Origin of the sequence: Streptosporangium sp. NPDC000563, assembly GCF_040299985.1 — a bacterium.
In the GTDB taxonomy this organism is placed as follows: Bacteria; Actinomycetota; Actinomycetes; order Streptosporangiales; family Streptosporangiaceae; genus Streptosporangium.
Window position 1 is genome coordinate 157,905 of record NZ_JBEPDA010000012.1, and the last position, 17,345, is coordinate 175,249.

Here is a 17,345-nt window from a genome sequence, read left to right on the forward strand (position 1 = left end):
AAGAGAGGGCCGACGTGGGTCTGCGAGCCCGATTCCTGTCCATCGCCACCGCCTGGTTCGGGCTGGTAACCGTCGCGCTGATCGCGGCGCCGCTGGCGCTGCGGGACCGGCTGCCCGATCCGGTCGCCACCCACTGGGGGGCGTCCGGCGCGCCCGACAACTCGATGCCGTTCCTCGTGTCGTTGCTGTTCCAGGTGGGCCTGTGGACGCTGCTCGCGGGCGGTGCGCTGGGGTTCGCGTTCGTCAACGCCGCGATGTTCAGGCGCAGGACGAGCCGCATGGCGCTCGGCGCCGCGCTGGGAGGCGCCGGCCTGTTCTTCCCGGGGTTGCAGATCGTCACGCTGATGGCCAACCTCGACGCCCCTCATTGGAGGCAGGCCGACGACCTGGGGTGGGGCGCGCTGCTCGCGGTCGCGGGGCTGGTGCTGGGCGGCTGGCTCGGCGCGCTCGCCGCCCGCCCTGGGCCCGACGAGCGCCCTGAGCCGTCCGCCGTCCCCACCCGGCGGGTCCCGCTCCGTCCCGGCCAGCGCGCGGTGTGGGTCTCCTCCGTGAGCAGCGGCCCTCTCACCGCGCTCAGCGGCTCCGTGCTGGCCGTGGGAGGAGGGCTCGCCGTGCTCGCCCTGATCGGTGGCGACAGCGCGCTGTGGATCCCCGCGACGATCACGTTCCTGGCGGGTCTGCTGGCACTGACCTTCAGCTCGGTGCGGGTGCAGATCGCCGAGGAGGGTGTCGTGCTCTTCTACGGGCCGCTCCGCCTGCCCCGCAAGCACATCCCGATCGAGCGGGTGGAGCGGGCATGGTCGGAGCGGCGGTTCCCGTCCGACGTCGGAGGCTGGGGCATCAGGGGCCTGCCAGGGGCCGTGACGGTCATGATCCGCGGCGGGGAGTGCCTTGTGGTGGGTTACGTCTCCGGTGGCCGCTTCGCCGTCTCGATCGACGACGCGGAGAGCGGGGCCGCCCTGCTGAACACCCTCGTGGACCGGGCGGCCACCGGGCCGTCCACCCGCTGACCTCCTGCCCTTCGTCCCGTCTTCTCTTCTTCGACCCTCTCCGACCTCCCCTGACCTTCGTCATTTGACGTCCTGTCCGCTGGGTGTCCTCTGGCCTTCGCCCGCTGCTCCGTCCTCCCCCCGTCCATCCATCCCGCTTCGTCCTTCGCACGTTCTTGTCCCCGCTCCCCGCGGTGTCCCGGCCCTCTCCTGCGGTCGTCTCCGCTGCTTTCCGCTCCTCCCGTTCCCCCGCGTTCAAGCCCCCGAAGGTGGTGTCATGCTTCGCCGATTCCCTGACCTGTGGTTGTTCCTGTTCGTCGCGTTCGGCCTGTCCTGGTTGTTCGCCCTCCCCATCTGGTTGATGGACGCCTCGACCGGCGCGCCCGTGTTCATGGCGATGGGGGTGGCGATCATGTTCACCCCGACGCTCGCAGTCCTCGCCGTCCGGCTGCGTGACAGGCGCCGTGGAGACGTCACCACCAGGCGTGAGTGGGCCGTGCGAACCGGCCTGTCGGTGGGCGGGAGCCGGGGCCGTACGCTCGCACTGGCCGCACTCGCCTGGTTCGGCGTCCCCGTGCTGGTCGTCGTCGCGACCGCGCTCAGCGTCGCCCTCGGCCTGCTCTCCGTCGACCTGAGCGAGTTCAGCCTGTTCCGCCAGAGCCTGGCGGCCGCGCCGGGCGGGTCGCCCCCGGTGGAGGTCGGAGTCCTGGTGATCGCGCAGATCGTGTCGATGGTGCTGGTCGCCCCGGTGATCAACTCGATCGCGGCCTTCGGCGAGGAGTGGGGATGGCGAGGGTGGCTGCTGCCGCGCCTGATGCCGCTCGGCACCTGGCGGGCCCTGCTGGTGTCCGGAGTGATCTGGGGGCTCTGGCACTTCCCGCTCACCCTGCGCGGATACAACTATCCCGAGCTGGGGGCGTGGGCCGCACCGATGTTCATCGTCTTCTGCACGGTCTTCGGAGCCCTGCTCAGCTGGCTCCGCCTCTATTCGGGAAGCGTCTGGCCCGCGGTCGTCGGGCACGGGTCACTGAACGCCTCCGCGGGCCTGGCGATAATCCTCGGTGACGCGGCAGACCCGCCGGTGTTCGTCTTCGCGGGGATCACGGGTCTGGTCGGCTCGGTGTTGCTGGCCGTGGTCTCGGCACTGCTGTTCAAGTACCGTCCGGTCGAGCGATCGGCCCCGGCCACCGTCGCCGCGTGAGAGCCGGGCGAGTGTTGCCTCACTCTCTTCCTTCGTTCGGCCGGCATCCGCTGGACGGGACCCCGTTCGGCCGGCATCCGCTGGACGGGGCGAGAGCGGCGGCACGCTTTGTCCGGGCAGGAGAAGTCCGGGCAGGAAGGCGGTCAGTTTGTGAGGATCGTGCAGGCCAGCAGGGTCGTCGCGGTGGCGATCTCGACGAGGGCGCCGAGCACGTCGCCGGTGACGCCGCCGAGCCGCCGTACGGCCCTGCGCCGTACGGCCCAGGCCGCCAGCAGCCCCACGAGCATGGCGAGGGGGAGACCCCAGGGGGCGAGAAACCGCCCCACGCCCGCCACGGGAATCACATCGGTGATGCCCGTCAGGTCGCCGGCTTCCACGTAGGCGGTGTCCACGTAGGCGAAATAGCCGAATTCGCCGGAGGACCCGGAAGTCCACGGGCTGAAGGCGCCGATGCCGTGGAGATAGACCAGCGCCGTCGTCCCCGTGAGCACCAGCGCGGTCACGACCACCGCGACGCTCCGCCGCACGGTGCCCGCGACCATCGCGCCGAGTCCGTCGGGGCGTGCCGGGGGGATGCCCGTGCGGCAGGCCCAGGTGAGGGCGAGTCGTCCGGCGGTGCAGGCCGCGACCAGGATGATCGCGGCCGCGCCCGCCCCGGCCCAGGTGATGGCCTCCTGCAGAGCCGCCACCTGGACCAGCAGGACGAGGATCAGCGTCACCACCCCGAAGGGGCCGATGTCCGACCGCTTCATGATCTCCAGCGCCCGCTCGGCGGGTTTGGCGCTGCCCAGCCCGTCGGCGAGGTCGGCCAGCCCGTCCAGGTGCAGCCCCCGGGTGAGCAGTGCCACGGTCGCCACGGCCAGCACCGACGCCGGAAGCGACGTCATCCCCAGCCACAGTGAGATCACCAGCACCAGCCCGCCGCAGGCCCCGATCGCCGCGCCCACCAGCGGGGCCACCGCCATCGCGATTCCTCCGGCCCGGCGGTCGATCACCCCGGGACGGACCGGGAACACGCTCAGAGTGCCGATCGCGAGACGCACTCCGTCGATGAAGCCGGACGGGCCGTCCTCGGGCGGGGGCGAGGGCTGGGACATGACCGACGATCGTAGTTCTTGCGGCTCCCGGCGCGGTGCCCGCATCCGTTCACCGTTCTTGATGGGGCACGGGGAGCTTGAGGGGGCAGAGCTGAGGGGTCAGAGGGGGAGGGGGAGGAGACGGCCGGAGACGACGAGGGTGACGTCCTCCGACTCCAGGGCGAGGCGCTGGTTCAGGCGGCCGAGGGTGTCACGGAACATCCGCCCGCCGGCGGTGTCGGGCACCAGGCCGAGACCGACCTCGTCGGAGACCGCGACGACCCTGGAGCGGGTCTGCCTCCAGGCCGCCACCAGGTCGTCGCACCGGGCGGCGACAGCCTCCAGGGCGCCGGGGGTGTCGCCGCCCGCTCCGCCCGGCCAGGCGTCGCACTCGTCGAAGACCGCGGCCACCCAGGTGCCGAGCCCGTCGATCAGCAGCGGGGTGTCGGCGGACCGCAGCACCTCGGACAGGCCGGTGGTCTCGGCGGTGTCCCAGTGGGCGGGCCTTCGGTCGCGATGCGCCCGGACCCGGCGCAGCCACTCGGGATCGCCGTCGCCGGACGGACCGGTCGCGACGTAGAGCACCTCGGGTTCGGCCGCCAGTCGCAGTTCGGCCTCCGCCGACTTGCCCGACCGGCTTCCCCCGAGCAGCAGGGTTCTCCTGGGCGGGGGAGCCGGAGCGGGAGGGGGCTCGCTCGTGTCGACGACCGTGCCGTCCGGTACGACGCGCACCCCCCACAGCGCGGCCCGCCGGGTCAGTTCCGTCTCCGTCGGCACCCGGTGGTCGACATCGACGGCCACCACGTGCGTCCGCTCGCCGACCAGACCTCGCCGGCGCAGGTCCCCGAGCCGTTCCGGCCGGTCCAGCATGTCCAGCAGCACCAGGTCCAGCGTCCGCTCACCCCGCTCGTCATATGAGGACCCATCGTGTGGAGACTCGCCGTACGAGGGATGGGTGAACGCGGCACAGAGGACGCGCCGGCCATCGGAGGTGGTGACGGTGAGGCCGTCAGGACCGGGCGAGACGCGGTAACCGGGCGGGAGCGGGCCGGACAGCGGCAGCCGTACGGGACCGTTGGGCGGCATCGAACGGTTGGGTGTCATCGAGTCGCCGGGGGGCGTCGAACCGCCGGGTGCGGTCGGCCCGTCGGAGAGCGTAGAAGTGTCGGGCACCGCCGGGTCGTCGGGCGAGGGGGAGCCGTCGAGCGGCGGGGGGCCGTCCGCCGGCGCCGAGACGCCGAGTACCACGGAGGTGGCACGACGGCCCGGCGTGACACGGGCGCAGGAGGCACACCCGCAGTCCGGGGACGGCCACCCGCCAGGGCCCGCCGTGCCGGAGATCAGAACCTTCACACCCGGTCTCCTGTCGCGTTGAAAGGTTGGTCGAGAAACCGCGAGCCCTCGCCTCCGGGAGGAAGCGGTCGGCGTACCGGGGGAACGTCCCGGCGGTGAAGAGCGGTCATCGTGTTTCTCATCGGTTTGCGGGAGTAAGCCGTCCGGCAGGCACCCGGTGCCGGCCGCCGACAGGTGAACACTCCGGTGTCCTGGACCTCGGGTGCCGCCTTCAGCTGGAAGCCCCCGACTTCGGTCGTGAGAAGGAAATCAAGATCTCGCCTTCATGTCCGGGAGCGTCATGGAGAGGTAGGGTTCGCTGAGGCCGCCGAGGGGCACCGGCAGGACCTGCGAGAAGGAGTTGTGGCATGACGTGGCGCTGGCGTTACGAAGACGCGAACGGCGGCGAGGTGGTCGAGGGTGTTTCGCCCTCCGACACGTTCCCGAGCCAGGCGGACGCCGAGTCGTGGCTGGGTGAAAGCTGGCGTGAGCTGCTGGAGGCCGGAGTCGAGAGGGTCACCCTGATCGAAGGCGAACGTGTCGAGTACGAGGGAATGTCACTGCGCCCTGAATGAGCGCCCTGAATTCGGCGCACTGAATGACCTGGGTGAACGGAAACCCTTCGGCTCCTCGATGAAGAACGAGGGCCGAAGGGTTTTTGCCGCTAGGGGCGACGCTCGGGGCTCACGGTCTTGGCGGGGTCGCGCTCGACGACCGGGCCGAGGATGTCGTCGATCTTCTTCAGCACCTCGGACTCCAGCTTGACCCCGGAGGCCTTGACGTTGTCGCGGACCTGCTCGGGCCTGCTGGCCCCCACGATGGCCGAGGCCACGTTGGGGTTCTGCAGCACCCAGGCGACCGCGAGCTGGGCCATGCTCAGGCCGAGGTCGGAGGCGATCGGTTCCAGCTGTTGCACGCGGGTGAGCACGTCGTCGTTGAGCATCCGGGCGATGAAGTTGCCACCGGTGGGGTCGGTGGCACGTGAACCGGCGGGGGGCGGCTGCCCCGGCCGGTACTTGCCGGTGAGCACGCCCTGGGCGATGGGGGAGAAGACGACCTGGCCGACGCCCTCCTTCTCGCTCAGCGGCACGATCTCGGTCTCGATGACCCGCCACAGCATGGAGTACTGGGGCTGGTTGGAGACCAGGCGGTCGAAGCCCATCTCGTCGGCGATCTTCAGTGCCCGGCCGATCTGGTCGGCGGTCCACTCGCTGACGCCGACGTAGAGGACCTTGCCCTGGCGTACGAGATCGTCGAAGGTCTTGAGGGTCTCCTCAAGCGGTGTCTCGTTGTCGAAGCGGTGCGCCTGGTACAGGTCGACGTAGTCGGTCTGCAGACGGCGCAGCGAGCCGTGCAGCGACTCGGTGATGTGCTTGCGCGAGAGCCCTCGGTCGTTGGGGCCGGGTCCGGTCGGCCAGTAGACCTTGGTGAAGATCTCCAGGGACTCGCGGCGGACTCCGGACAGGGCGCGGCCGAGCACCTCCTCCGCCTTGGTGCCCGCGTACACGTCGGCGGTGTCGAAGGTGGTGATCCCCTCGTCGAGTGCCGCCTGCACGCACTGTTTGGCGGCGTCCTCCTCTACCTGGGAACCGTGTGTGATCCAGTTGCCGTAGCTGATCTCGCTGACCATGAGACCGCTGCGGCCAAGGTGGCGGAATTCCATGGTTCGAGATTAGTAGGCGCCGTGCTTCGCGATGATTCGGGATACCTTGCCGGATGTGTTGCGGTTGATCACTTCTCGGAAGGTACGGTTCGCGCTCGCCGTCGCGACGCTCGCGGCGGCCGTCGTGGCGGTCGCACGCCTGTGGCGGCGGGCCGAGGAGCGCCGAGCCGGCTTCCCACGCGGGGGAGATCGGGGCGTCTCCCCACAGGCGCCGCCCTCCCGCGTGGAGGGGACGGAGTCCGGCTCTGCCGAGAGGACGGCCCCCGGAGCGGAGCGCGCACCGAGATGGCCTCCCGCGCCGATCCTCGGCACCCCCACGGACGAGGACCTCAGGCGGTACGCCGCCAGGACCCCCTCCGCCTTCCAGACCGCCGTCGAGCGGACGTTCGAGCGGAGGCGGACGCCGAGAGAGCCGCTGGACGAGGCCACCCGGCGCCTTCTGGTCCGCTGGGGAGCCGTGGGAGTGGGACTGTGCCTGTTCGCCGCCGGCACGCAGGTCCTGGAGAGCGCGGTCTTCTCGAACGGAGGGGAGACCATGGAGGTGATCGAGGTCGGGAGTCGGCCCGGCGCGGACGGACGGTGTGGGCCGGGACCGGTCGACCAGGACGACTCGGTGGCGCGCTATGTCGAAGAGGGGGAGACGGGGTCGGTCGTGATCGGCTCCGTATGCGGGTACCGTCCGTGCGAGGGAGACCTGTGCGGCGAGGTGTCCGATCTGGGGGAACTCGCGGAGGCCGCCGAGAGGAGTCCGGGACCCACCTGGCCGTACAAGACCTCGCCCCCGAACGAGACGTACGAGACCTCGCCCCCGTACGAGAGTGTCGGGGCCCCCGACGCCGACTGCCACCCTCGCGTGTCGAGTCCGCGGGTGCGGGCGCTCGATCCGAAGGTGACGAGGGCGGTGAACCGCGAGTGGCGTCGCATCGAGAGGTGGCTGGAGGCGAACGCACCCGCGACCCTTCGCACGCTGGGCGAACCCGCCCGCGCCCGTACGATCGCCGTCGCGGAGGCGCAGATGGGCCTGCGCTTCCCCGACGACCTGCGTGCCTCCCTGCTGCGGCACAACGGATCCTCCGTCGTGCCGGGCATCTCGCCGTTCGGGTTCCCGAACGCCTGGAACCTGGGGGTCCGCGGGATCCGCGACACCTGGCGGCGGCTGTGCGCGACGGACGGGGAAGCCGGGGCCGACACCGTGGCGCGGGCGGAGTGGTGGGACGGACGGATGATCCCGTTCGGTGCCGACGACGGCGGCGGCGGTTACCTGGTGATCGACTCTGTGACGCGCGATGTGGGGGCCGTCCGTCACGAGGGCAGGACGAGCCTCACATCCGGGGGCGTCCGGCTCCGTTCGTACTACGGCCTGCTGAGGGCGACGGCGCACGCCCTGGAGACCAGCGGCTCCATCGGTCACCGGAAACCGGTCGTCACCGACGGCGAGCTGGGCTGGAACGTCGTCGAGGGCTGACATCGCCCGGGGGAGACGCCCTTCCGGCGGGAGAGAAGTGAAAAGTCCCGTCCCCTCATGGAGGGGACGGGACTCGGGGACGGATGTGCTCGGCCGCGGTGCTCCTCGGGTCGGGCTCCGCCGCCGTCAGTTCTTCGGCGGGACGGGCTTGCCGCCGGGCAGCACGGCGGGCGGCGGGAAGCGCAGCTTGCGGATCTGCAGCGCGCGCATGGCGGCGTAGAAGCCGACGCCCTTGAGGTTCTCGTTGGGGAACTTCTCGGCGGCGAGGTTCTTCACCTTCCAGGACACCCAGATCGAGGTGAGCAGCACGGTGACCATCATGAGCGGCCAGCCGACCGTGATCACCGCGGCGTAGATGTAACCGCGTACCTCGAGGGGGAACGGGATCCAGGTGAGCAGCAGGATGAGAAGGGAGAACGGCAGGAAGTACTGGCTGACGAGACGACGGGAGTCGACCCAGTCGCGCGCGAACTTCCTGACGGGGCCCTTGTCGCGGGCGGGAAAGTAGCGCTCGTCGCCGCGCAACATGCCCTCGCGCGCCTTGACGCGTTCGTTGGCCTGACGCTCGCGGAGGTTCTTGTAGGCCTCTTTGCGGTTTTGAGGGGCGTTCACCGGCTGCCGGCGACGGCCTTCGGCGTCCCGTCGCTTGGGTGTGGGACGCCCCTTGCCCGCAGGCTTAGGATCGTTAGCGGAGGCGGGGGAGTCGTCCGCGGTGGTCTGGGTACGTCGGAACACAACGTCAGCCTACCGGGACTGCAACTTAGTGACGCCCCCGCGCGTTATGCGTAGGGTGAACCCTATGGTGGCTCCGGTGCTTTTCGGTGGGGCTGGAATCACTTGGGGTGACCCGAAGCGCACTTGAAGAAGGGGACGGCCGACGCGCATGAGCGTGATGAAGAGACTTTCGCTGATCTTCAGGTCCAAGGCGAACAACGCGTTGGACAAGATGGAGGATCCTCGCGAAACCCTGGACTACTCATATCAGCGACAGCTGGAGCTGTTGCAGAAGGTGCGCCGGGGCGTGGCGGACGTCGCCACCTCGCGCAAGCGCGTGGAGCTCCAGATCAACCAGATCGAGGCGCAGGCGCGCAAGCTTGAGGAGCAGGGCCGTAAAGCGCTCGGGGTCGGTCGTGAGGACCTGGCCCGTGAGGCGCTGACCCGGCGCGGCAGCCTGCAGACCCAGATCGCCGACCTCCGCGTGCAGCACGACAACCTGCAGGCCGAGGAGGAGAAGCTCACCACGGCCTCTCACAGGCTGCAGGCCAAGGTCGACTCCTTCCGGACGAGGAAGGAGACGATCAAGGCGACCTACACCGCCGCCGAGGCGCAGACGCGGATCAACGAGGCCTTCTCCGGCATCTCCGAGGAGATGGGCGACGTCGGCCTGGCGATCCAGCGCGCCGAGGACAAGACCGCCTCCATGCAGGCCCGCGCGGGTGCCATCGACGAGCTGCTGGCCAGCGGCGCGCTCGACGACTTCAGCGGGCAGCGCGGCGACGACATCCAGGCCGAGCTCGACCGCATGGGCGGCGGGAACGACGTGGAGCTGGAGATCGCCCGGATGAAGGCCGAGCTGGGTCAGGGTCCCGCGCCGCAGGGCGCGATCACGCCCGGACCGGCTCAGCACCAGCAGCAGCAGCCTCAGTACCAGCAGCAGCACCAGCAGCCTCAGCAGCAGCCGGAGTCCAACCAGACCCAGCAGCTGCGCCAGCCGGGGGAGGGCCTGTGATCGTCCGCATCATGGGGGAGGGGCAGATCGACATCGCCCCCGCCGACCTCGACGTGCTGAACGCGCTGGACGCCGAGCTGGAGGCCGCGATCGAGGCCGGCGAGGAGGAGGCTTTCCGGGTGCGGCTGCACGCCCTGCTCGACAAGGTTCGTCACGTCGGCAAGGCGTTGCCCGACGACAGCCTGGAGTCCTCGGAGCTGATTTTGCCTCCCGCTGACGCGTCCATGGACGAAGTGCGGGAGATGCTCGGCAACGAAGGACTGATCCCCGGTTAGATTGGGGATATGGCAAAAACCCGGTTTGCCCCGGACCGGGGCCTGACAAGGCGCATGGTGATCACCATGTTCCTGCTCGGACTGCTCTACGTGATCTTCGTGGCCGTGTTGATCGCGTTGGGCGTCCGGGCCGTCGTGGTGCTCGTGATCGCCGGTGGCATCCTGCTCGTGCAGTACTTCATGTCCGATCGCATCGCGCTGTTCGCGATGCACGGGCGTGTCGTCTCCCCGCAGGAGGCTCCCGAGTTGCACGGCATGATCGACAGGTTGTGCGCACTCGCCGACATGCCCAAGCCGCGGGTGGCGATCGCCGACTCGGACGTCCCGAACGCGTTCGCCACCGGCCGTAACCAGAAGAACTCCGTGGTCTGCGTGACCACGGGGTTGCTGCGGCGGGTCGACAGGGGCGAGCTCGAGGGCGTGCTGGCCCACGAGATGTCCCACGTGGCCCACCGCGACGTCGCGGTCATGACGATCGCGTCCTTCCTCGGCATCGTCGCCGGGCTCATGACCAGGGTCGCGCTCTACAGCGGCCTGGGCGGACGCGGGCGCGACGACAGGGGCGGCCTGCCGATCGGCCTCATCATCCTGCTCGTCTCGGCTCTGGTGTACGCGGTCAGCTTCCTGCTCACCCGCGCCCTGTCGCGCTACCGCGAACTGGCCGCCGACCGCGCGGGAGCGCTGCTCACCCAGCGTCCCTCCGCCCTGGCCAGCGCCCTCGTCAAGATCAGCGGTGAGATGGCCCGCATCCCGACGAGGGATCTGCGCGAGGCCGAGCCGTTCAACGCCTTCTTCTTCGCGCCGGCCCTGTCCGGCAAGGCGGGCCTGTCCGCCCTCTTCGCGACCCACCCGCCGCTGAACCAGCGCCTGGACCAGCTCAACAGGATCTCCGCCCAGCTCGGGCAGGGTGGATGACCGGACGCGCGGACAGGCGCGCCGTGCCGCGCGGGGACGAGACGGAGGAGTGATCGATGCGCTGGTGGAACGTGCTGATGGGGCGCAGCGAACCGGCCAAGGCCGACCTGGACGCGCTGTTCGCGCTGCCTTCGGCCGCGGTGACCCTGCAGGCCGCCACCGGCCTGGCGCCGACGGGCGTGGGGGCGGTCTGCTTCCGGTCGGCCGAGGGCGGGGCGTTCGCCGAGCTGGAGCGCGACATCACCCAGCTGCTGAACGCCGGAGGCGGCCCCCCGGTGGAGTTCTCGAAGGACTCCTTCGGCTACACGTGGCTGCTGGTGCGTCGTGATCCCGACATGCTCGGTGATCTCGTCACGGACCTGCACGCGGTCAACTCCTCCCTTGAGGCGGCGGGTTTCGGCCCCTCCCTGCTCTGCTCGCTCATCTCCTTCACCGACCCCGGCGGTCGCGGGCTCGCCCTGGTCTACCTCTACAAGCAGGGCACCTTCTACCCGTTCGCCCCGCTGCCCGCCGAGCATGGGACGGGGCAGACGCAGCGCAGGGACAACGCCCTGGAGCTGCAGGTACGCGGCGCGATCGGCGGCGAGCTGGAGATCGAGCCCGATCTCGGCCGCTGGTTCCCCCTCTGGGGCGCGCCCGGCCTCTGAAGGCCCCGCCACCATGTGCCCGCGAGGTACGCGCCTGGCCTGGAGGGTTCGCCACCCCCGGTGACGTGCCCGCGCGGCGCGGTGAAGTGTGCCCGGCCTCCGAGACGTTCGCCCTCCGGCGCCGTGCTCGTGCGCCTCGGCGAGGTGCGCCCGGTCTCGGGGAGGCTCTCCCGAGAACCCCTTTCCCGCAAGGCCCTGCCGTGTGACCGGTGGGACGCGTGGAGCGTGCCACACCGGCCCGTCCGGCTTGCGGTTTGATGTACGTCCTGTGACCCTTTGCCCTCACAATGGGACCGGAAATCATCACGGGAGAAGGGTGTGACCATGGCGGACCTCGTGTCCTTGCGGCCCGGGGATCCCGAGCGGGTGCGGGAGTATCGGCTCACCGCCCGGCTCGGTGAGGGAGGCCAGGGAACGGTCTACCTGGGCGTTTCCCCGACGGGAGCGCGTGTCGCGGTCAAATTGCTCCGCGCGGATCTCACGCAGGACGAGGAGGCGATGGAACGCTTCGTCCGCGAGGTCAGCACGACCCAGCGTGTCGCGCCCTTCTGCACCGCCGCGGTGATCGAGACGGGTGTCGACGAGCATCGCCCGTACATCGTCAGCGAGTACATCGACGGTCCGACGCTCGACGCGGTCGTGACCGGCGAGGGACCTCGTGAGGGCGCGGGCCTGCACCGCCTGGCGATCGGCACGGTCACCGCGCTCGTCGCGATCCACCAGGCGGGGATCGTGCACCGCGACTTCAAGCCTTCCAACGTGCTGCTCGCCTCCGACGGCCCCCGAGTGATCGACTTCGGTATCGCCAAGGCGCTCGACCGGACCTCCACGCTGACCGCGATGGCGATCGGAACCCCCTCGTACATGACCCCCGAGCAACTGGCGGGGGAGAACGCGGGCTCGCCCGCCGACATGTTCGCGTGGGGTTGCACGATGGTCTTCGCGGCCACCGGGCAGCCGCCGTTCGGCACGGACAGCCTTCCGGCGATCTTCAACCGGATCATGAACATGGAGCCGGAGCTGGGAGCGATCGCCGATCCGGCGCTGCGCGACCTGGTCGGGCAGTGCCTGTCCAAGGACCCCACCCAGCGTCCCACCGCGGGAGAGGCGCTGTTGAGGCTGCTCGGCCACGCCGGTGGTCCCGGTGACACGGGCGGTGCGACCGGCGCCGCCCTGCCCACCGCGCCGCGCGGCATCCTCGCCGAGGGATCGGCCGCCGCGGCGCAGCGGACCGGCCCCGGCGGACATCCGGGTGGAAACGATCCCGAGCACACCGCGTACGGGCAGCGGCGTCCGCAGGGCGAGGGGCAGCACTCGGGGCCGCAGCCTTACCCCCAGCAGAGCGGGCCCGGCGCGGGCTACCCGATGGGGAGTCCGCAGGGTGGCCCCGCCGGTCATCTCCCGCACCTCCAGCAGTCGAACCCGCACGGTCATGTGCCGAATCCCCAGCAGTCCGATCCGCGCGGCCAGGCCGCGTATCCCCAGCACCTTCAGCAGTCGGACCCACGTGGCCACGCCCAGCAGTCCGGGCCGCACGGTTACCCGCAGCAGGAGCCGCCCACCCGGCACTTCCCCGGCGGGTATCCCGGTCACGACGGCTACGCGGGCGGCTACCCCCCGCAGGGCCCCGGGCACCCGCAGCCCGGATATCCGGGACAGCCCGCACCTCAGTCCTACGGCGCTCCCGCGGCCTTCCCCTCCTCCGCGGGTCCCCAGTACCAGAACCCCGGGCCGACGTACCCGGGCCGGTCGGCCCCCGAGCGGCGCGGGCGCAGGATGTGGCCGGCGATCGTGGGGGGTGTGCTGGTCACCGCGCTCGTGGCCGGGGGCGTCGTACTGGCGACGCGCGGCACCACGGAGACGCCGGGGGGCACACAGGCAGGTGTCACGAAGGGCGTGAGCACCCCCACCCCCACCCCCACCGTCCCGACGGTGCCGCAGGACACGAGCACGATCAAGCTGCCCGGCAGCTCGATCACCCTCCACGAGAGCACGCAGGACCCGATCAAGCTGAGCTCCTACAGCCTGGAGTGGGACAAGACCCTCTACGTTCGTCGGCAGGGCACCGAACGGTTCGTCAAGAACGACAAGTACTTCCAGTACACGGTGAACGCCGCGGGCACCCAGGCGCTGGGCACCGACCGGATCTACGACACGGACAGCTACGCGATCGTCTCGGTCATCGATCATCGATCCGGTGCGGCGACCAGGATCAGGGTCACCAAGGCGCCGGTCTACCCGACGCTGCCGCAGTGGTCACCGGACGGCAAGCGCGGTCTGGTCACCCTGTATGAGGCGGTCGACGACACCAGCAAGGAGTACGGCTTCGCGATCATCGACGTCGCCACGAAGAAGGCGAGGGTCGTCCGCGTGAAGGAGAAGGACGCCGGCACGTGGAGTTACTTCTGGAGGGGGGACGGCCGGGCCGTCGGCACCTGGGCGCTCACCGGCAAGACCCAGCGCATCCGCTTCTACGACACCCAGGGCACCGTGCTGCAGACCCTGCTGGACGTGGGCACCCCGATCACGGTCGAGGGCGACGACATCTCCCCGTCCGGCTCCTCCCTGCTGACGTACTGCAAGGAGAGCAAGAAGGAGATCTGCGTCTGGTCCACCGGCTCCGACGCACCCGCGAAGGTCAGGATCCCGTTCGAGACGGAACGGCTCATCGGCTGGTACGACGACGAGCACATCGCGGGCTGGCGGCGCAAGGGCTCCGGCTACGAGGCGGTGGTGTTCGACTTCAAGGGGAAGGCACAGCGGGTGCTGGCCACCAGCACCGACGCCAAGGAGTACGAGAAGCAGTTCATGCGCTTCACACGAGAGGGCTGACATGAGGGAGTGGACCCACGCCGAGCACACCGCGGCCGCCGCCGCGGAGATCACCCGGATGGCCGACGTGCTGCGCGGACGTGACCTGTCCGTTTCCGTGCTCACCTGTCCCGGCTGGGATCTGGCGAGGCTCACCGCCCACACCGGAGGCGTGCATCGGTGGGTGGCCGCCATGGTGCGGGACCTGGCCGAGAGGCGCTACGACCGCGACGGCATGGACATGGGCCTGCCCGCCGACCCGGCCGGATATGCCGCCTGGCTCGGCGAGGGCGCCTCCTTCCTGCCCGAGGCGCTGCTGTCGCGGGATCCGCAGGCGCCGATGTGGTCCTGGGGAGGGGAGCGGCGGGTGCGGTTCTGGTCGAGGCGGATGCTGTACGAGACCCTGGTGCACCGGGTGGACGCCGAGCTCGCGCTGGGCGTCCCGGTCGCGATCGACGAGCACGTGGCGGCCGGCGGGGTCGAGGAGTTTCTCGACATCCTGCCGCATGTGAAGTGGAACCCGGACGTGGCCGAGATCAGGGGCGGCGGTGAGACGATCTCGCTGCAGGCCGACACCGGAGCCGGGTGGGTGATCACTCTCGACCCCGACCGCTTCCACTACCAGCGGTCCCTGCGACCGGGCACCGTGACCGTGCTCGCCGCCACGTCGGCCGACCTGCTCCAGGTCGTGTGGGGACGCCGCAGCCCCGACGACTACGCGATCGAGGGGGACGGCGGGCTGCTGGGCTGGTGGCGGGGGCTCGCCCGGATCTAGGCCCGCCCGGCTTCCCCAGCAGGTCCCCGACCCGTGGGGCGAAGGCAAAACAGCCGTCCGAGGTTCGGCCAAGACACGACAGGGAGCGCGCGGGGCTCGCCGCCGCGATCACGGTCCCGTGGTGTCATGACTCCATGATCAAGATGTCTCAGGCGATCACCTCGGCGGTGCTCGTCGCCACGGGACTGTTCTTCGCCGGTCTGTCCGGCGGCACCGCGCTCGCGGATTCCGATTCCTCCGTGGCGACCGTGGAGGGCGGCCGCCCTCACATCACGGTCGTGGGAGAGGGCAGCGTGTCCACCACCCCCGACATCATGCGACTGGACACCGGCGTCGAGGTGCGCCGTCCCACCCCCGGTGAGGCGTTCACCGCGGCCCGTGCCGCCGCCGCCGACCTGACGCAGGCACTGCTCGCGGCCGGGGTCGCGCCGAAGGACCTGCGGACCGACGAGCTCACCCTCGCCCCCGAGTACAAGGACTACCCCACGATCTCCGGATACCGGGCCACGCAGGGCATCGAGGCGATAGTGCGCGACCTTGACAAGGCGGACGACGTGGTGGACGCGGCGGCCGCCGCCGGAGAGGCGGTCCGGTTCAACGGTGTCACCTTCGAGGTGTCCGACAACCGGGTGCCGCTCAGGCTGGCGCGCGATATCGCGTTCAGGGACGCGAAGAGCCGTGCCACGCAGTACGCCAGGCTCGCGGGCCGAGGACTCGGCCGCGTCATGGAGATCACCGAGCAGAACGTCACCCCGCCGACGCCGTTCGTCGGCTTCGCCGCGGCGGTCGACAGGGCGTCGATCAGCCCCGGCACCAAGAACGTGTCCGTCAGCGTCAGGGTGGTCTACGAGCTCGAATAGGCCCCGCTCACGCGGTGCTCCCCCGACCCCGGGTACGCGACAGGTCCCCGGCACGCGACGGGCCCCGGCGGGTCACCACCCGCCGGGGCCCGTCCACTTGAGGTCCCTGAGGTCCCTGAGGTCCCTGAGGTCCCTGAGGTCCCTGAGGTCCCTGAGGTCCCTGAGGTCCCTGAGGTCCGGGGTGGAGCCGCAGGGACCCCGAGCCCGGCAGGATCAGGGATCGAGACCTTCCCCGGCCGGGGCCTGGCCATGAGGTCAGGGCAGGGCGAGCATCCGGTCCAGGGCGACCCCGGCCCAGTGGGCGGTGTCGGCGTCCACGGTGATCTGGTTGACGACCTGACCGGAGGCGAGCGACTCCAGCGCCCACACCAGGTGCGGAAGGTCGATCCGGTTCATCGTCGAGCAGTAGCAGACCGTCCGGTCCAGGAACGTCACGTTCTTGTCGGGGAACATGGCGCCGAGCCGCTTGACCAGGTTCAGCTCGGTGCCCACCGCCCAGGAGGATCCGGCCGGAGCCTCCTCGATCTTCTTGATGATGTACTCGGTCGACCCGACGTGGTCGGCCTTGGTGACCACCTCGTGCCTGCACTCGGGGTGGACCAGCACGTTGACGCCGGGGATGCGGGCGCGGACGTCGTCCACGCACTCGGGGCTGAAGCGGCCGTGCACCGAGCAGTGCCCCTTCCACAGGATCATCTTGGCGTTCTCGAGCTGCTCGGCGGTGAGGCCGCCGTTCGGCCGGTGCGGGTTGTAGACGACGCAGTCCTCCAGCGACAGGCCCATCTCCAGCACCGCGGTGTTGCGGCCCAGGTGCTGGTCGGGGAGGAAGAGCACCTTCTCCCCGCGGGAGAAGGCCCACTCCAGGGCGCGCCTGGCGTTGGAGGAGGTGCACACGGCGCCGCCGTTGCGCCCGCAGAACGCCTTGATGTCGGCGCTGGAGTTCATGTAGGTGACGGGGACTGTGCCCCCGGCGACCCCGGCGATCCCCGCGTCCTCCAGGGCCTCCCAGCACTCCTCGACCTGGTCGAAGGTGGCCATGTCGGCCATCGAGCATCCCGCCGCGAGGTCGGGCAGCACGACCTTCTGGGAGTCCGAGGTGAGGATGTCGGCGGATTCGGCCATGAAGTGCACACCGCAGAAGACGATGTACTCGGCGCCGGGCCGGGCCGCGGCCTCCTTCGCGAGTTTGAACGAGTCGCCGGTCACGTCGGCGAACTGGATGACCTCGTCACGCTGGTAGTGGTGGCCCAGCACGAAGACCCTGTCGCCGAGTGCCGCCTTCGCCCTCCTGGCGCGCTCGACGAGCGCCGGATCGGAAGCGGACGGCAGCTCACCGGGACAGTCGACGCCGCGCTCGCTGTGCGGGTCGACCCCCCTGCCGAGGACGAAGAGCGGAAGCCCGGTCTCGGTGGTCGTCATGGCCACACCCCCTTATCGTCTAAGTGACGACTAATGATGACACACAGGATTGGGGCTTTATTCCGGGGGAGGGGTCTTTGTCCAAAGGTGGATGGTTCTGGCGGCTGAGGAATGTGTGCCGGGGGACGGGTGTTGGTAGCGTCTGAGAAGGACGTCAAAAACAGACAGCCGTTCCCGGGGAGCGGCCG

General features: G+C 70.3%; 16 protein-coding genes. 11 read left to right on the top strand and 5 right to left on the bottom strand.

Features of this window, described 5'->3' with window-relative positions:
- The first annotated feature begins 14 nt into the window (after window positions 1-14).
- Both ABT352_RS25565 and ABT352_RS25570 read left to right on the top strand, forming a co-directional pair.
- The gene (locus tag ABT352_RS25565) at window positions 15-1,010 is read left to right on the top strand and encodes a DUF1648 domain-containing protein (protein ID WP_350947449.1); all 996 of its coding nucleotides are present in this window, start codon (window positions 15-17) and stop codon (window positions 1,008-1,010) included.
- 256 nt (window positions 1,011-1,266) lie between these two features.
- Window positions 1,267-2,190 carry a CPBP family intramembrane glutamic endopeptidase gene (locus ABT352_RS25570; protein WP_350947450.1) on the top strand — a complete coding sequence of 308 codons (924 nt, stop codon included), beginning with the start codon at window positions 1,267-1,269 and terminating at the stop codon, window positions 2,188-2,190.
- 143 nt (window positions 2,191-2,333) lie between these two features.
- Here the strand turns inward: ABT352_RS25570 and ABT352_RS25575 are convergent, their stop codons facing one another.
- On the bottom strand, window positions 2,334-3,287 hold the full coding sequence (locus ABT352_RS25575) for an adenosylcobinamide-GDP ribazoletransferase (protein ID WP_350947451.1): 954 nt from the start codon (window positions 3,285-3,287) through the stop codon (window positions 2,334-2,336).
- A gap of 99 nt (window positions 3,288-3,386) precedes the next feature.
- A complete protein-coding gene (locus ABT352_RS25580) occupies window positions 3,387-4,619 on the bottom strand; it encodes a bifunctional adenosylcobinamide kinase/adenosylcobinamide-phosphate guanylyltransferase (RefSeq protein ID WP_350947452.1) in 1,233 nt (410 codons plus the stop codon).
- Between the two features lie 347 nt (window positions 4,620-4,966).
- Between ABT352_RS25580 and ABT352_RS25585 the strand changes: the two genes are divergently transcribed.
- Window positions 4,967-5,173, top strand: coding sequence for a hypothetical protein (locus ABT352_RS25585; RefSeq protein WP_350947453.1), 207 nt, complete (start codon window positions 4,967-4,969; stop codon window positions 5,171-5,173).
- An 89-nt stretch (window positions 5,174-5,262) separates the two neighbouring features.
- Here ABT352_RS25585 and ABT352_RS25590 read toward each other — a convergent pair whose 3' ends face one another.
- Complete coding sequence (locus ABT352_RS25590; RefSeq protein WP_350947454.1) at window positions 5,263-6,261, bottom strand: aldo/keto reductase family protein; 999 nt, start codon at window positions 6,259-6,261, stop codon at window positions 5,263-5,265.
- A 55-nt stretch (window positions 6,262-6,316) separates the two neighbouring features.
- Between ABT352_RS25590 and ABT352_RS25595 the strand changes: the two genes are divergently transcribed.
- Entirely contained in the window at window positions 6,317-7,726 is a 1,410-nt protein-coding gene (locus ABT352_RS25595) for an SMI1/KNR4 family protein (RefSeq protein ID WP_350947455.1), read from the top strand.
- Window positions 7,727-7,852: 126 nt separating this feature from the next.
- On the opposite strand, the gene ABT352_RS25600 is transcribed toward ABT352_RS25595, so the two are convergent.
- Window positions 7,853-8,461 (bottom strand): DUF3043 domain-containing protein, encoded by a 609-nt coding sequence (locus ABT352_RS25600; RefSeq protein WP_350947456.1) that lies wholly within the window; start codon window positions 8,459-8,461, stop codon window positions 7,853-7,855.
- A 148-nt stretch (window positions 8,462-8,609) separates the two neighbouring features.
- Between ABT352_RS25600 and ABT352_RS25605 the strand changes: the two genes are divergently transcribed.
- The 7 genes from ABT352_RS25605 to ABT352_RS25635 all read left to right on the top strand — a co-directional run bounded on the left by ABT352_RS25605 (window position 8,610) and on the right by ABT352_RS25635 (window position 15,738).
- Window positions 8,610-9,455, top strand: coding sequence for a PspA/IM30 family protein (locus ABT352_RS25605; protein ID WP_350947457.1), 846 nt, complete (start codon window positions 8,610-8,612; stop codon window positions 9,453-9,455).
- Window positions 9,452-9,730 carry a PspA-associated protein PspAA gene (pspAA, locus tag ABT352_RS25610; RefSeq protein ID WP_350947458.1) on the top strand — a complete coding sequence of 93 codons (279 nt, stop codon included), beginning with the start codon at window positions 9,452-9,454 and terminating at the stop codon, window positions 9,728-9,730. The genes ABT352_RS25605 and pspAA overlap by 4 nt, the downstream gene beginning before the upstream one ends.
- Before the next feature lie 9 nt (window positions 9,731-9,739).
- The gene (gene htpX, locus ABT352_RS25615; protein WP_350947459.1) at window positions 9,740-10,645 is read left to right on the top strand and encodes a zinc metalloprotease HtpX; all 906 of its coding nucleotides are present in this window, start codon (window positions 9,740-9,742) and stop codon (window positions 10,643-10,645) included.
- Window positions 10,646-10,701: 56 nt separating this feature from the next.
- A complete protein-coding gene (gene pspAB, locus ABT352_RS25620; RefSeq protein WP_350947460.1) occupies window positions 10,702-11,292 on the top strand; it encodes a PspA-associated protein PspAB in 591 nt (196 codons plus the stop codon).
- Window positions 11,293-11,616: 324 nt separating this feature from the next.
- On the top strand, window positions 11,617-14,124 hold the full coding sequence (locus ABT352_RS25625) for a serine/threonine protein kinase (protein WP_350947461.1): 2,508 nt from the start codon (window positions 11,617-11,619) through the stop codon (window positions 14,122-14,124).
- Window position 14,125: 1 nt separating this feature from the next.
- Window positions 14,126-14,878, top strand: a complete 753-nt coding sequence (locus ABT352_RS25630; RefSeq protein WP_350947462.1) for a maleylpyruvate isomerase family mycothiol-dependent enzyme — start codon at window positions 14,126-14,128, stop codon at window positions 14,876-14,878.
- A 134-nt stretch (window positions 14,879-15,012) separates the two neighbouring features.
- Window positions 15,013-15,738, top strand: coding sequence for an SIMPL domain-containing protein (locus ABT352_RS25635; RefSeq protein WP_350947463.1), 726 nt, complete (start codon window positions 15,013-15,015; stop codon window positions 15,736-15,738).
- 255 nt (window positions 15,739-15,993) lie between these two features.
- Here ABT352_RS25635 and nadA read toward each other — a convergent pair whose 3' ends face one another.
- Window positions 15,994-17,157, bottom strand: coding sequence for a quinolinate synthase NadA (nadA, locus tag ABT352_RS25640; RefSeq protein ID WP_350947464.1), 1,164 nt, complete (start codon window positions 17,155-17,157; stop codon window positions 15,994-15,996).
- Window positions 17,158-17,345: the final 188 nt, after the last annotated feature.

Coding starts and splice junctions, on each gene's coding strand:
- ABT352_RS25570 (WP_350947450.1), top strand. CDS start 1,267: ATGCTTCGCCGATTCCCTGACCTGTGGTTGTTCCTGTTCGTCGCGTTC.
- ABT352_RS25635 (WP_350947463.1), top strand. CDS start 15,013: ATGATCAAGATGTCTCAGGCGATCACCTCGGCGGTGCTCGTCGCCACG.
- ABT352_RS25605 (WP_350947457.1), top strand. CDS start 8,610: ATGAGCGTGATGAAGAGACTTTCGCTGATCTTCAGGTCCAAGGCGAAC.
- pspAB (WP_350947460.1), top strand. CDS start 10,702: ATGCGCTGGTGGAACGTGCTGATGGGGCGCAGCGAACCGGCCAAGGCC.
- ABT352_RS25585 (WP_350947453.1), top strand. CDS start 4,967: ATGACGTGGCGCTGGCGTTACGAAGACGCGAACGGCGGCGAGGTGGTC.
- ABT352_RS25575 (WP_350947451.1), bottom strand. CDS start 3,287: ATGTCCCAGCCCTCGCCCCCGCCCGAGGACGGCCCGTCCGGCTTCATC.
- htpX (WP_350947459.1), top strand. CDS start 9,740: ATGGCAAAAACCCGGTTTGCCCCGGACCGGGGCCTGACAAGGCGCATG.
- ABT352_RS25625 (WP_350947461.1), top strand. CDS start 11,617: ATGGCGGACCTCGTGTCCTTGCGGCCCGGGGATCCCGAGCGGGTGCGG.
- ABT352_RS25590 (WP_350947454.1), bottom strand. CDS start 6,261: ATGGAATTCCGCCACCTTGGCCGCAGCGGTCTCATGGTCAGCGAGATC.
- nadA (WP_350947464.1), bottom strand. CDS start 17,157: ATGACGACCACCGAGACCGGGCTTCCGCTCTTCGTCCTCGGCAGGGGG.
- ABT352_RS25630 (WP_350947462.1), top strand. CDS start 14,126: ATGAGGGAGTGGACCCACGCCGAGCACACCGCGGCCGCCGCCGCGGAG.